This window comes from Neobacillus fumarioli NBRC 102428, assembly GCF_001591485.1.
Lineage (GTDB): Bacteria > Bacillota > Bacilli > Bacillales > Cytobacillaceae > Neobacillus > Neobacillus fumarioli.
Genome location: NZ_BCUZ01000071.1, coordinates 1 through 13,297 on the forward strand (window position 1 = coordinate 1; position 13,297 = coordinate 13,297).

At 40.7% G+C, this 13,297-nt stretch carries 14 protein-coding genes; all 14 read right to left on the bottom strand.

All coding sequences use genetic code 11. From position 1 onward, the window contains the following. Positions 1-11 precede the first annotated feature (11 nt). Positions 12-413 carry a hypothetical protein gene (locus BFU02S_RS10865; RefSeq protein ID WP_066370356.1) on the bottom strand — a complete coding sequence of 134 codons (402 nt, stop codon included), beginning with the start codon at positions 411-413 and terminating at the stop codon, positions 12-14. 37 nt (positions 414-450) lie between these two features. Then, on the bottom strand, positions 451-810 hold the full coding sequence (locus BFU02S_RS10870) for a response regulator (protein ID WP_066370360.1): 360 nt from the start codon (positions 808-810) through the stop codon (positions 451-453). 24 nt (positions 811-834) lie between these two features. After that, positions 835-1,950 carry a flagellar motor switch phosphatase FliY gene (gene fliY, locus BFU02S_RS10875; RefSeq protein WP_066370363.1) on the bottom strand — a complete coding sequence of 372 codons (1,116 nt, stop codon included), beginning with the start codon at positions 1,948-1,950 and terminating at the stop codon, positions 835-837. Further along, complete coding sequence (gene fliM, locus BFU02S_RS10880; RefSeq protein WP_066370365.1) at positions 1,943-2,926, bottom strand: flagellar motor switch protein FliM; 984 nt, start codon at positions 2,924-2,926, stop codon at positions 1,943-1,945. The genes fliY and fliM overlap by 8 nt, the downstream gene beginning before the upstream one ends. Positions 2,927-2,953: 27 nt before the next feature. Further along, positions 2,954-3,376: a flagellar basal body-associated FliL family protein gene (locus BFU02S_RS10885; protein ID WP_066370366.1), complete on the bottom strand. Its 423-nt coding sequence runs from the start codon at positions 3,374-3,376 to the stop codon at positions 2,954-2,956. Between the two features lie 46 nt (positions 3,377-3,422). Further along, positions 3,423-4,313 (bottom strand): flagellar hook-basal body complex protein, encoded by an 891-nt coding sequence (locus BFU02S_RS10890; RefSeq protein WP_066370368.1) that lies wholly within the window; start codon positions 4,311-4,313, stop codon positions 3,423-3,425. 22 nt (positions 4,314-4,335) lie between these two features. Further along, positions 4,336-4,773, bottom strand: a complete 438-nt coding sequence (gene flgD / locus BFU02S_RS10895; RefSeq protein ID WP_066370373.1) for a flagellar hook assembly protein FlgD — start codon at positions 4,771-4,773, stop codon at positions 4,336-4,338. A 15-nt stretch (positions 4,774-4,788) separates the two neighbouring features. Beyond that, positions 4,789-6,327: a flagellar hook-length control protein FliK gene (locus BFU02S_RS10900; protein ID WP_066370375.1), complete on the bottom strand. Its 1,539-nt coding sequence runs from the start codon at positions 6,325-6,327 to the stop codon at positions 4,789-4,791. A 137-nt stretch (positions 6,328-6,464) separates the two neighbouring features. Continuing rightward, a complete protein-coding gene (locus BFU02S_RS10905) occupies positions 6,465-7,118 on the bottom strand; it encodes a MotE family protein (RefSeq protein WP_066370378.1) in 654 nt (217 codons plus the stop codon). A gap of 160 nt (positions 7,119-7,278) precedes the next feature. Beyond that, the gene (locus BFU02S_RS10910) at positions 7,279-8,319 is read right to left on the bottom strand and encodes a protein-glutamate methylesterase/protein-glutamine glutaminase (protein ID WP_066370381.1); all 1,041 of its coding nucleotides are present in this window, start codon (positions 8,317-8,319) and stop codon (positions 7,279-7,281) included. A gap of 1 nt (position 8,320) precedes the next feature. Then, complete coding sequence (locus BFU02S_RS10915) at positions 8,321-9,130, bottom strand: CheR family methyltransferase (protein ID WP_066370393.1); 810 nt, start codon at positions 9,128-9,130, stop codon at positions 8,321-8,323. Positions 9,131-9,418: 288 nt separating this feature from the next. Beyond that, the gene (locus tag BFU02S_RS10920; RefSeq protein WP_066370384.1) at positions 9,419-10,621 is read right to left on the bottom strand and encodes an iron-containing alcohol dehydrogenase; all 1,203 of its coding nucleotides are present in this window, start codon (positions 10,619-10,621) and stop codon (positions 9,419-9,421) included. 49 nt (positions 10,622-10,670) lie between these two features. After that, positions 10,671-11,564: a R2-like ligand-binding oxidase gene (locus BFU02S_RS10925; protein ID WP_066370387.1), complete on the bottom strand. Its 894-nt coding sequence runs from the start codon at positions 11,562-11,564 to the stop codon at positions 10,671-10,673. A gap of 26 nt (positions 11,565-11,590) precedes the next feature. Beyond that, positions 11,591-13,126 (bottom strand): class I adenylate-forming enzyme family protein, encoded by a 1,536-nt coding sequence (locus BFU02S_RS10930; protein ID WP_066370390.1) that lies wholly within the window; start codon positions 13,124-13,126, stop codon positions 11,591-11,593. Between the last annotated feature and the right edge of the window lie 171 nt (positions 13,127-13,297).

Genomic DNA, 13,297 nt, shown 5'->3' on the forward strand with positions numbered 1-13,297 from the left:
CCCCTTTCTATTTATAGTTTACGAGTAATGTATACATCATTCTTTCGATTACTTCCTGAATCTTTATCTTTCTCCGTGATCTCGATCTGTTTTGCCAGCTGGTTAAGGGTGTCCAAGCATTTTGAACATTTTCGTCCGGAACGAATCATCGTTCCGCATGAATTACAAGGATAAGACAGATTAGGAAAATGCCCTGCGATTATTCGTCCAGCTAAGATAAATTCTCGAATTTGCGCAATCGATACGCTTGTTGCATCGCTTAATTCTTGAATGGTGCTGCCGGGATAGTCCCGCAAGTAATCTGCCGATTTCAAATAATCTTCTTCTTGTTTCTGATAACACTCATCACAAATATCCCTTAATCGCAAGTACAACTTTCCACATTTACGGCAATTGCCAAGTCGTGCCGCCAATTGCTTCTCCCCTTTTCGCATCAATAAGTATAAATTATTACCCTACTACCTTTCTAATGGATTCCATGACGCGGTCGGGCTGGAATGGTTTGACGATAAAATCTTTTGCACCGGCCTGAATGGCCTCTAAAACCATTGGCTGCTGTCCCATAGCGGAACACATAATAATCTTTGCCTGTGGATCGATTGTTCTAATTTGTTTCACTGCTGTTATACCATCCATTTCAGGCATCGTAATATCCATTGTGACAACATCCGGCTGTAATTCACGGTATTTTTCAACTGCATCCAGACCATTTACAGCTTCCCCTGCAACTTCAATTCCATTTTTCGTTAAAATATCTTTCAGCATCATCCGCATAAATGCAGCATCGTCAACAATTAATACTCTTGCCATCCTATTATCCTCCATTCTTTCTATTTACATCGTCATTTTCTTAAGCCGATCAGCAGGATTTATAATATCAGTAATCCGTACGCCGAAGTTTTCTTCAATTACGACAACTTCCCCTTTGGCGATCAGCTTGTTATTCGCTAGAATATCTACTGGTTCTCCCGCCAATTTATCAAGTTCGATCACGGCACCAGGACCAAGAGCCAGAATTTTCTTGATTGGCATTTCCGTGCGCCCCAATTCTACCGTAATTGTAAGCGGAATATCATATAATAATTCAATGTTACTTACTTCTGAGCTACTGCTTTTGAGCTCCGTTAAATTAGCAAATTCAACCTTTTGTACATTCGCGTTAACCGGAGCTGGCTTTGCTTTTGGTGCAGCTGTTTGCCGATCTTCGTGCAGTATACTGTCACTTTGTGTATTTGAAGGCTGATGAGAAATTGCCACCGGTTCCTCTTGTACAGGGGTTGCTGTTATTTCTTCAGGATGAAGAATCTTATTCACCATTTCCTTCGCAAAAGATAATGGGATGAATTGTTTCATATTGGAATCAATCAGACTGCCCACTTTTAATCGAAATGAGACATCTATGATAATATCATCATGCAGATCTTCTAATTTTTTGGGCGGAAACCCCAGCACATCAATAGCCGGTGGTGATATATCCACTTTTTGATTAAAAATGGTGGACATGGAAGTTGCGGCAGAACCCATCATTTGATTCATGGCTTCTTGAACTGCACTGAGATGTAGTTCAGAAAGCTCAGGGTCAAGATTAGTACCATCCCCACCCATCATGAGATTTGCAATGATTTTCGCATCTTTTTCCTTAATCATTAAAAGATTTTTGCCCCGGATTCCATGTGTATAATCCACATGGACTGCAACATGATTTTCTTGAATAGTTTCTTCCAACTTTTCTCTTTCAATTACCGAAAGAACCGGTGTCGTGATTTCGACTCGCTGATTCAGAAGGGTTGAGAGTGCAGTTGTGGAACTTCCAAGGGAAATATTTCCGATCTCTCCTAAGGCATCTTGTTCCATCGTACTTAAAAAATCATGGATGGATAGTTCTTGTTTCTCACTTGATTGTTTAAAAAGTTCATTAATCTCATCTTGAGATAAAAAGCCGTCATTCATTTAGTAGGTCATCCCCTTCCGTATAGATTACCTGATCAATTTGCACTGCATAGCGGCCTTTTTTTGTTCCGGGATTCCCAAGAAATCTTGTCAACTGTCCGACTTTTACTTGAATTTTCCCTGTTTCAATGCACATGACATCCCCTACTTGTAAGTTGAGAAGTTCTGAGACTGGGAGATGAGCTCTGCCAAGTTCCGCCACCACCGGAACACGGACTGAATCAAGATTTTGCTTGATTTTATCCTGCTGTGGTGTACTCTTTTTGCCCATCGATGAAAGCATTTGATGAGAAGATAATTTGGGCAGTACCGGCTCTACAACTAAATGCGGCAGGCAAAGCGTCATTCTGCCTGCTGCCTCACCAATTTTTGTATGGAAGACAATAATAATGACGGTATCATTCGGTGAAGCAAGCTGGATAAATTGTGGGTTCGTTTCAATTCCATACCATTTTACTCTCATATTTTCGAGACTTTTCCATGCCTCATCATACATTTCGAAGCCGCGGGCAAACACTTTTTGGATCAGCACTGTTTCAATTTCCGTTAAGGAGCCATCCCTCTCGGATGGATCCCCTTGTCCTCCTAATAAACGTTCAATCACAGCATACGCAACTTGAGGATTGATTTCCATTGCTATTTTTCCATCGACTGGTTTGACATCAAAAATATTCAAAATCGTTTTTGATGGGACCGATGAAATAAACTCGTGATAGGAAACTTGATCAACTAGGTCAATCTCAATTTGTACCACCTGTCGAAGCTGTGTTGATAGATAGGAAGCAAGTAATCTTGAAAAATTTTCATGTATCCTTGCAATACTGCGCAATTGTTCTTTGGAGTACCGCATTGCGCGCCGGAAATCATATACTTTTACTTTTTCATCTCTTTCTTGTACATCGGATGCTTGAAGTTCGCCAGTGCTTAAGGCCGATAAAAGCGCATCGATTTCTTGCTGCGATAATACATCCGCCAAAGGGCATCCCCCTAACTCTTCCCTGAGTTATTGAATCATTTTATTGGTTGTATAGATTTGTACAACTCTTCCGTTTTGCATGAGTTGATTGATTTCGTTCTTCATATCTGTTTCTAATTGAGCCATACCCGCCGGGCTTTTCACTTGATCTTCCGTCATGCCCGACAATAATCGAATCGCGATATTGCGAACTTGAAAATCACGTTTCGTTAATTCGTCTTTTGCTTTTTGTGAACTTGCTTGGATATTAAAACTTATTTGAATAAACCCGCCAGAGTGTAAATCCGTAATAATCGGATTCGTGTTCACCATATTTGCTGCAATCGTATCTGCAGATAATCCTGTTGTTTTTCCTTTGGTTTTTGATTGATAAAGGAAATACGATGCCCCTCCTATTAGGAGGATGATTACAGCAGCTATGATCATTGCCGCCTTTTTCTTTGTATTCATTCGTGAACCTGCCTTTAATTCTCAAGATGATCGACTAAAAGCTATATTATTGACGTTTTAAATTCACCACTTCTTCTAAGATGGAATCCGAAGTCGTAATGGTTCTGGCATTTGCCTGGAAGCCACGCTGTGCAACGATCATCTCCGTAAACTCTTCGGTTAAATCGACATTGGACATTTCGAGAACACCTGAGTTAATTTGGCCGCCGCTGTTGTTTTGAATACGGTCAGGTATTGCAGGACCTGAGTTTCCTGTTGCGACAAACATTGTATTTCCTACTTTTTGAAGACCACTAGGATTGGTTACAACAGCAGTCGCTAAAGAAACATCTTGATCTGAAGTTCCCACCGTATCAATACTATATTTTTGACCATCAAAAGCCAATTTTCCACTTTTACCATCTTCATCAACGACGTTGATATAACCGTTAGAATCTATAGAAAATGATGTGATTTTCTTTTGTACTCCATTATCCATCACACTGGAAATGTTAATATTTATTGGTTTAGCACTGCTTGATGAAATACCTTTTACAAAATAACCATTTGAATTCACAAGATTGCCTTGTGCATCTAACGAAAAATTACCAGCCTTCGTTAAATATGTATTTGTTCCATCAGGTGACACCACAAAATAAGCATCCCCATCTACTGCCAAATCTGTTCCGACATTGGTTGTCATCGGACTGCCAGGTGTATGAATGGTATCAATGGAAGCGACTTTTGTTCCCAAGCCGACTTGTTTTGGATTGATCCCGCCGCTTTGGTTTGTTGGTGCAGTAGCCCCGGCAATATTTTCATTGATAATATCCTGAAACATCACCCGGCTTTTTTTGAATCCTACTGTATTCACATTTGCAATGTTGTTGCCAATGACATCAAGCTTTGTTTGAAAACCTTTCATTCCCGAAACTCCAGAATATAATGATTTTAACATGTTTTTTCCTCCTTATTTTACATTATTTCGAATTACCTGACGGCTCATTGATCTCAGTCACTTGTTCCATCGGGATTTTTTTGTCCCCAACCATATAATAAAAATTTCCGTTATCCAATGATACGCCGGTAACGATGCCTGTTAATGGGGTGCTGGAATCCCCTTCTGTCCAAGTTATTTCTTTTCCAATCGTCGATGCGTATTGGCCCATTTGCAAATTGGAAAATTTCTCAAAGGCATTATTTAAGTTAGTCATTTGTTCCAACGTACTGAAAGTAGCCATCTGAGCAATAAAATCTTTATCTTCAAGCGGGCTTGAGGGATCCTGATGGGACAATTGCACCGTGAGAATTTTGAGAAAATCATCTTTCCCCAAAGACGTTTTTGGGGCAGAAGACTTGGTGCTATTATGTACCATACTGTTGTTTGAAGCGCTCGTTACATCAACCCAATTACTCATACTTCTATTCCCCTTCTATACTATAAAATCAATGTTTGATGCAGTCTTTGGAATAACTGGTCCATATGTTAGAGGTAAAATCTCTTCTTCAAAGTCTTTTTGATTCGTTTGTTTCAACTTTTTTGATCCAGGTGAAAAATTCCGCTGTTCATTTGGTGTGTAAGCACCGCCTTGGGACAAGAAAGAATTCGTTTGATTCGATTCACCCGTAACAGAAGGCTGCTGAATGATATCTATTTTTTGAACTACAATCCCTTGCTGCTCCATCGCTTCCTTTAAGTGTTGGACTTGAGCTTGCAGCGTATCTTTGGCAATGGATGTATCCGTTATAATTTGGGCAGAAACTTGTCCTTGCTGAGTTGTTATTTTCACCTCAATCGGTCCCAAATGTTCAGGATATAAGGACAATTTCGCGGCTATATTCCCTGATTGTCCATTTGTGATTTTCACGAAATGCCCCGCCATTTTGCTTATTTCAGAAGCAAAATCTGAAATAGGGAGGAATGGACGGCTTTGAACAGATCTTGACTCATTTCCGTTGTTTCCCCCTTGAATAGGGCTAGTTAGCAGTTGCGTGGCATCAGTGAGCTTCACTGGATCTTTCTCTTTTACAGGTTGGAGGCGATGAATTTTCACCTGGCTGTCCATCGGTGAATCCGCAATAGTTCCAATATTTAATTGATTCATCATTTGTTTCGGGTTATTAATGATGGCAGGATTTTGGTTTTGCTCCTTATACCATTGCGCTTCTGGCCCATTCAAAACATTACTAGCGCTCCACTGCCATTCCTTTGAAGGAAGAGTGATCGTTTCATCATCCGATCCATTCAAGATGGTTTGAATTGTAGCCCGGAGATCAGCAAGGATTTCAGGAAAATTTTGTTCATCCTGTTTCGATAAAGTTTTGATCAAATGGTCTAATTTGGTCATGGGCTGATTTGAATTTGTCAGCTGCATATCCCCAACTGCCGTTTGCAAGAATCCGGCTGGATCTTCGGTCTTCCCGAAAAAAAGAGGTTGCATTGAGCTCATTCCATCAGTCATTTTGGGTTCTTCGGCCTTTTGATCTGGTAAAGATGATGTTGATTGTTTTACTTGAACAAGCAAATTGGCAAGAATCTCATCTGCCTTTTTCCAATCTTCCGAACTGAGATTTAGATTTTCCAGTGCATTCAACATAATGGATTGTTTAAAATCTCCCGCTTGATTTACACTTGTTGAGCCGATCACGTTTTTCTTTTGTATCGCATTTTCCGCGGAAGATGGTTTTAGCGAATTAATTCCCTTTGAATTATCGTTCGTTTGATTTCTTGAAATTTGTATCAGTGTAATCAAACTGTTTTTATCTTGTGGTTTTCCAAAATTTACTTCTAAAGGATTACTTTCTGGTTTTGGTCCGCCATTTGTTAGGAAATTTTGCTCGAACAGATTAATCATTGTAAAAATTTGCGCAAAGGAGTTAGCCGGGGAATCCGATTGAAAAGTTGATTTTAGTTTTCCCCCGCCGCTTTTTTCTGTTTGATTTATTTTGATATGTGTTTGAGTTATATCCAAGCAGCTGCCTCCTCCCATAAGAATAAGTCTTACTTACATCTCATTATAACTCATCTATAACGATTCCGTCATGAGAATTTTGATTGCGATTTTAATTTGATACTTTTTGAATTTATATTTCATATAAATCTTAGGTTCTAAGGGTTTAAATGAGTAACAATCCACCCTGCAACCGCTGGATTAAGTTGTGTTAATACTTGCGATGCTGTATCAGGGTCCAAGTGTTTAATTTGCTTTAACACTTCTTCATTATTTTGTATACCGTTTAAAATGGCGGCAATTTGATCTGGCTTCATATGCTGGTACAGTTGTGAAGCAGAAGTTGTTGCAGTACTCGCGGTTGCTGAGTTTTCAGTTGAACCCGTTCCATTATTTGATGCAGAAGCCCCGCCAGTGTCTGCAGTGTTTGATGGATTAGATGGAGAATTATTTTCTCTGTCATTCCCCTGGGTCAGTGAACTATTTGATTGTGTTGTATTGTTTTGATTGGTTTGAGTATTGCGATCTTCTTCAGTTTTAGATGCTTGGCGGTTTTCAGCCGCTGCACTTTCCTTTGCTTTTTTGGCAGAACCAGATGGGCGAGATGCTACTTTCTTAGCTGGCTGCTCTTTATTACCAAATAAAATTTTTGTATGGTCTTGTACCCATTTTATTTGGGTATCAAAATGCACACCAGCAAAATATAAAATGACCATTCCTAATGCAATGGCGTAAATGAATGGAAGCAGCCATAAAAAAATAAATTTTGACAAAAAACCGGGTTTCACCTTTTCAGTCTTTTTGGATGGCATAAGCTTCCCTCCTATCTGTAACAAATGTCCACCTCGAATATGGTGGACATAGCTTCTTCGGTAATTAAAAAATTATATACTATATCCGCGGTATCCATTCATTCTATGTTGCCTTTTTGCGGGATTTTACCTGTACCGGTCTCGTAGATTTGCCAAATCATCATTTGATAAACGATATAATTTGATTATACATTTGCGATAAAATAAATTGACCATCAGCATAACCCGCTTCCTGAACAGCTTTAGGCATACCGTAAACGGTGCAGGATTCTTCTGCTTCCACAAATACTGTTCCATTATATTTTTTCACTAAGCCGCATCCGAGCATCCCGTCTGATCCCATGCCCGTTAAAATGACCGAAAGCAGTCGATCCTGAAATATAGGTGCTGCAGATGTAAGGGTAATATCAACCGATGGCTTATACAATGCTTGATTCTCTGCATCATGATCCACTTTAAAAATTACAGTACCATCCAATTTAGTTTCAAATCGAGTTTGATAACCCGATGGAGCAATATAAATAGTTCCAGCCTTTACTGGCAGCCCATCTTCTGCTTCCCTTACCCCAAGCTTACAAATTGAATTAAATCGTTCTGCCAATGGCTTTGTAAATCCCGGCGGCATATGCTGTGCGACAACAATAGGGACAGGAAACTCCTTCGGAAAACAAGGAAGAATCGTTTGTAATGCAGATGGCCCGCCTGTTGAAGATCCAATAAATAACAGCTCTATCTCTCGATTCATTCTATTTCGATGCGGTTTCAACTGAGTTTTATCTTTTGGCAGGCTGCTTTTTGGCTTCGCCTCCATGATTCCTTTTAATCGCATTAAAAAATCTTGAATATCATCATTCGATACTCCTGTACCAATTAAACGGTCTTTTAAAAAGAAATCAACCGCACCCAATTCTAGGGCTTTTATCGTTTCTTCTGCCCCTTCCGCTGTTCGAGAGCTTAACATGACCACTGGAACAGGGGAAATTTTCATCATTTGTTCCAATGCTTCGATTCCATTCATTTCAGGCATTTCTACATCCATGGTCACAAGATCAGGTTTAAGACGCTGCACTTTTTCAATCGCATCCAAACCATTTCTGGCAATCCCAACAACAGAGAAATTCGGATCCTCTTCTAGAAATTGACCGATCGCCCGTCTCATAAAGGCAGAATCATCAACTATTAAAATACCGTACTTTTTCATCCTAAACAGGTTCCTTTCGATAATAAAAAGTTTTACCTGAGTCAATTTTTTGAAAGCCTAAGGCCAGATCTGTAATGGACTCAGCATGTCCTAAAAACAAATATCCGCCCGGCAATAAATTTTGATGTAAACATTGGATAACCCGCTTTGTTGTTACTTGATCAAAATAAATTAAAACATTTCGGCAAAATATAACATCAACTTTTCCTAATTGCGCTGTTTGTTCCGTATTCAAAAGATTTAACTCTTGAAATTGAACCATTTTTCTTATTTCGGAGTTAATTTGATAGCCGCCATTTTCTTCTGAAAAATATTTCTTTAATAGGTTCTCAGGGATTCTCCGAAACGCAAATGATCCACTGTGATACCAAGCCTTTTCTGCCTTTTGAAGAACCTTTTTATTTATGTCGGTGCCAATGATTTCAACCGAACCTGATGGAAACTTATCTGTTTCTTGAATTAGCATCGCTAATGTATACGGCTCCTCTCCGGATGAACAGGCAGCACTCCAAATCTTTAGCGGCCGTGTTTTATGCTTTTCCCTTAACTGTGGGAGAACAATTGAACAACATTCAAGCAGTTGATTTTCTTCCCGATAGAAATATGTTTCATTAATGGTCAACAACTCTGCCAGAACATCCCATTCATTTGGGGTTGCTTTTAAATACCGGCAATATTCCCAATGGGAAATTCCAAGTTCCGTAAGTCTTTTCGCTAGTTTCTCCTTTAAGATTGAAAGCCGGTCAGTATAATTCAAACCGCAATATTCGTAAATCATCTGATTTAACATCAATAGGCCATGATCTTGCATTACTTCCACTTTGTCCACTCCGCTGCGAATTTTTAGTTTGGAGATCTTATACTGAAATCATAATTCCTCCCGATGTAAAGATTAGATCTACCCTATACTTTATTTGTATAATATATCGGTGTTTTTTTGGATAAGTATAGTAGAAATTAACTAGAGGTATAGAAAATTAGCTAATTTTGTAGAAGAAGATATTGAAATTGCAGAATGAGATCTTAGATATATAGTTTTCAAATAAAGAAAGAACCCCAGTCAGACATAATTAAGTCGCTTGGGGTTCTTTGCTTTCATCTATTTAACTGCTAAAGGAACAACTTTCTGTCCAATGGCTGTGATCAGCTCTGGTGGTATTGGATAGTTCACGGAAGCAGGGTCTTTCATTACCGCTGGAATCGTTTGCTTAAGTGCTTCTTCACTTATATTGAATTCTTTGAAATCAGCAGGGAGACCGACTTGGTACTGTAGAAGGCGAATTTTTTCAATTACTTTGGCTAGAAGGGTATTTGCCGTGTCATTCTTGGCATCTATATCAAGCGCCTCGGCCAATTCAGCTGCTCTTGGCAAATACAACTGCGGAATTCGTTCCATTACAACTGGCAGGAATACTGCGTTTGCCAAACCATGCGGGATCCGGAACATTGCCCCATAGGCATGGGCCATATTATGAATCGGAATAGCATTTAGGGCAAAACTAAACGCCGTGATCCCCATTAAGCTTGCCTGCAACATTTCCATTCTTGCCTCCAAATTCTCGCCATCAGCGACTGCCACAGGAAGATTTTTCCTGATCAGACGAATAGCATGCAAAGCATGTGCATCGGTTAAACTTGTTGCTGATGGGGAAGCAAGGGCTTCAATTGCATGTGTTAAAGCGTCAAATCCGGTAAACGCTGTAATCCGAGGTGGCAATCCGACCGTTAATCCGGGGTCGAGAATGGCGATATCGGCGTTAATAAATGGATGAATGATATTGGTCTTCATTTGAATTTCTTCATTCAAAATAATGGCGATTGGTGAAACTTCCGAACCCGTTCCCGCTGTTGTCGGAATAGCGATATGCGGAATCGGAATGACACCCGCTTTCGGGAACTGTTCAAATAATGTTCCTCCCTGTATCGCTTCCTTAATATCGGTTAAGCCTTTATGGAGTGCATACTTAACCCCTTTTACAGTGTCTAGCACACTGCCGCCACCGACAGCAAGCAAGCTATCGGCCCCTATTTCCCGGGCATATCGAACTGCATCATTGATACAACTGCTTTCAGCATCCTGAGTAATATCAAGATAGGTTCCAGCCAATTCAGGGCCTTGGGAGGCCGATTCAAAAATGGAAGCTACCTTTTCCACAACGCCTGCCTTTTCTACGCCTCTATCGCTCAAAAGCAGCATCCGCTTCGCCCCAAGACCTGCGAACAAATTCGGGATCATGGACCGGGCATTCAATCCGCTATAAATTCCGGTACGTAACATAAATTGTGAGAAAGATGATTTCATGGTTCTCCACCTCTTTTTCGTTTGGATCAAACAAACTTCCGTACATTAATTATAGGACTCCTATCTCACTCTCAGAAATACTGTATATTTCTTCAATCTTCTTCCCCTTGGCTCTTGCCAACACTTCCATCCGAATGGCTAGCTGTTTCTGTGCAAAATTCAAGGACTCCTCCGGATTTCCGCCGAATGAAGAAACTTCCCCATCGAGATTGCTCTCATGAATTAATTGGATGGCAAGTGGCCCTAGTTCTCCCATTTTAGCCATTACGACTTCATAAATAGGTGGATGCTCGCATATTAACCGTTGCAGTAAAAACGTGCCATAGCCAATATGCCTTGACTCATCCCGTTTTAAATGCCCGACCCCTTCTAACAGCCCTGGCATGATTCCAGATTTTTTAAGCATCTGATATAAGAAAAAATAACCTGTTTCCGCTAATACCCCTTCAACAAACATGTTATAAACGACGGATGCTCCGGCGATTGCTTCGGGAGATTGGTCGGTTTCAAGCCTCGACATGGCCCCTGGCAGGATTTCGTAGAAAACCTTTCGATACGCAGGAGTATGGAAATGTGATAGATCCCCCTTTTCACCAAACGCATTTAATACCCGCCGGAAAAATTCGGTATGCTTCGCTTCTTCGAATAAAAAAGTAGTTAAAAACATTTCTTCCTCCAGCCTGCCTTCTTTGGCAACCGCCATCATCAGCGGCAAGAGGTCTAGTGTTACTGCCTCTTCCCCAGCTTGGAACTGGGAAATGACCCTTAGAATATCTTGCTGCTGATCGGTATTCAGCTTTTGCCAATCCTTTTGATCCTCGCTGAAGTCGATATCAGCGGGATTCCACGTTCCCACCCGTTTAGCTTTTTGATAGAGCCGATACGGGAACGAATCCTCCAGCAGCCCCCGACTGCTCGTTGTTGACATGGTCCTTGTTTGCATAAACCTACTCCTTTCGAGTTTGAACTTTATGTTAAATTTGAGGGTAACTGGATAACTAAATCTGCAGCTGTTTTTCTAAGGCTTGTTTTCAAAATTTTTCCGACGCCGTTTCGCGGCAGTGACTCAAGGAAAACAATATGCCGAGGTGTTTTATTTTTCGCAAGGTGTTCCCGGCAATAGCGGATTAGTTCTTCTTCCGTCACATCAGTTCCCGTCTTTTTCACCACACAGGCAACCATTTCTTCTCCCATCCGCTCATCGGGTATACCAACGACCGCCACTTCCATCACTGATTCGTGAGCATTTAAAATTTCTTCAACATCACGCGGATATAGATTAAAGCCTCCTCGAATGATTAAATCTTTCTTCCGATCGACAATATAGAGATAGCCATCCTCATCGACACGGGCCATATCGCCGGTATGCAACCATGAATTCTGCAGCACCCGCATCGATTCTTCAGAATTTTGATAGTAGCCGGGCGTCACATTGTCACCGCGAACGATTAATTCCCCCACCTCACCTGTTGGAACCTCTTGCCCGTTTTCATCGACAATTTTAATTTCCACCCCGGGGATCGGAATGCCGACAGAGCCTGGTTTAATCTCCATATTTTTTCGATGGGCCGTGACGATCGGCGCTGCTTCGGACAGTCCATAGCCTTCTAAAACTTTTGCTCCGAATTTATGTACAAACGCATGCAAGAGAGCAACAGGCAGCGGCGCCGAGCCGGATGAAACAGTTTCCAAACTGGAGGTATCATAATTGTCTGCCCCGGGATAAGCAAGCATGGCATGTATCATGGCCGGAACGGCCGAAAATCCTTTAACATGATATTTCTCAATTGCTTGGAAAACTTCCTCTACATTAAATTTGCTGAAAACGACGATCGAGCTGCCTGTTAGAAAGCAGATATTGGATACCGTTAATCCGTAAACATGGGCTAGCGGCAGTACCCCGAGTGTTGTACCTCGCTCCCTTTCATTGTGTTTTGCTGAATTTTCTGCGTTTGAGACTAAATTTTTATGGGTTAATTGCACTCCTTTTGGATTTCCGGTAGTGCCGGATGTATATAAAATAACTGCTGTGTCTTCCGATGTTCCTTCAATTGAAATGGGTCTATCTCTTTTCACCATCACATCATAAAAATTTTTCCATTTTTCATCTGTTGGTTTGTCTGTCACAAGTAATTGCGGTTTCACTGGTAATTCTTCAAGTGCTTTTTCAACGTTGGGAAGTACGAAAGTGGAGGTAATGATGGCTTTTGCTCCGGAATTTAAGGCAATATAATACAATTCTTTCGGATGAAGCGTAAACATGACGGGTACAATAATGGCTCCTGCTCTAGTAATTCCCTGGTAGGAAATGAGGACTTCAGGGCAATTCGGCATACAGACGATGACACGGTCTCCTTTTTCAATGCCTAAATCACATAGTCCTGCTGCCAACTGGTCTGCATATTGTCTTGTTTCAACATTCGTGTAGGCCTTGTTTTTGAACAACAATAGTGGATATTCACCAAACTCAATAATATTTTGGTCCAGCAGGTCTTTAAGTTTCATATAATCTCTCCTTTATAACAAGAAGTGTACGGAATACGACTTGCTTACCACATGACTAGATGGAGCTATGAAGAAAGCGGTATTGACTGATCAGTTGTAAAACGCTGTCTTTTTCTAGTAAAAAATAAAAGTACACTCCTCTGTACTCCTTCGTACTAACTAGTTAGTATC

Excerpts from the sequence above, each read along its gene's own strand:
- BFU02S_RS10870 (WP_066370360.1), bottom strand. The coding sequence starts at position 810 with ATGGCAAGAGTATTAATTGTTGACGATGCTGCATTTATGCGGATGATG.
- fliY (WP_066370363.1), bottom strand. The coding sequence starts at position 1,950 with ATGAATGACGGCTTTTTATCTCAAGATGAGATTAATGAACTTTTTAAA.
- BFU02S_RS10885 (WP_066370366.1), bottom strand. The coding sequence starts at position 3,376 with ATGAATACAAAGAAAAAGGCGGCAATGATCATAGCTGCTGTAATCATC.
- BFU02S_RS10890 (WP_066370368.1), bottom strand. The coding sequence starts at position 4,313 with ATGTTAAAATCATTATATTCTGGAGTTTCGGGAATGAAAGGTTTTCAA.
- flgD (WP_066370373.1), bottom strand. The coding sequence starts at position 4,773 with ATGAGTAATTGGGTTGATGTAACGAGCGCTTCAAACAACAGTATGGTA.
- BFU02S_RS10905 (WP_066370378.1), bottom strand. The coding sequence starts at position 7,118 with ATGCCATCCAAAAAGACTGAAAAGGTGAAACCCGGTTTTTTGTCAAAA.
- BFU02S_RS10910 (WP_066370381.1), bottom strand. The coding sequence starts at position 8,319 with ATGAAAAAGTACGGTATTTTAATAGTTGATGATTCTGCCTTTATGAGA.
- BFU02S_RS10915 (WP_066370393.1), bottom strand. The coding sequence starts at position 9,130 with ATGCAAGATCATGGCCTATTGATGTTAAATCAGATGATTTACGAATAT.
- BFU02S_RS10920 (WP_066370384.1), bottom strand. The coding sequence starts at position 10,621 with ATGAAATCATCTTTCTCACAATTTATGTTACGTACCGGAATTTATAGC.
- BFU02S_RS10925 (WP_066370387.1), bottom strand. The coding sequence starts at position 11,564 with ATGCAAACAAGGACCATGTCAACAACGAGCAGTCGGGGGCTGCTGGAG.
- BFU02S_RS10930 (WP_066370390.1), bottom strand. The coding sequence starts at position 13,126 with ATGAAACTTAAAGACCTGCTGGACCAAAATATTATTGAGTTTGGTGAA.